The organism is Streptomyces sp. JW3, assembly GCF_052216785.1.
Classification (GTDB): domain Bacteria; phylum Actinomycetota; class Actinomycetes; order Streptomycetales; family Streptomycetaceae; genus Streptomyces.
The window spans coordinates 1-408 of sequence record NZ_JBQOUX010000277.1; the positions used below are offsets into that span (position 1 = coordinate 1).

Sequence of the window (408 nt, forward strand, 5' to 3'; positions counted from 1 at the left end):
CTCCAACAACCAGCCCTCCTGGATCGGCGACGGCTGGGAGTACAACGCGGGCTCCATCACCCGCACGTACACCTCCTGCCGCGACGACATGACCGACGGCAACAACAAGAAGAAGACCAGCGACCTCTGCTTCGGCTCCTACAACGCCACCCTCACCCTCGGCGGCACCACCACCGAACTCGTCCTGCCCGACAAGGCCAACCCGTACGGCGACGCCTGGGTCACCGCCAGCGGCGACGGCTCCCGCGTCGAACTCCTCAAGGACACCGCCCTCGGCAACGGCGACGCCGACGGCGAGTACTGGAAGGTCACCACCCGCGACGGCACCCAGTACTACTTCGGCAAGCACAAGCTGGACGACGACGCGGCGAGCGGCGACCCGGTGACCAACTCGGTGCTGACCGTGCC

At 67.4% G+C, this 408-nt stretch carries 1 protein-coding gene; it reads left to right on the top strand.

Annotation, left to right across the window (positions count from 1 at the left end; all coding sequences use genetic code 11):
* The coding region (locus ACTT8P_RS38485; RefSeq protein WP_442836435.1) for a hypothetical protein at positions 1–408 on the top strand (408 nt) is incomplete at both ends.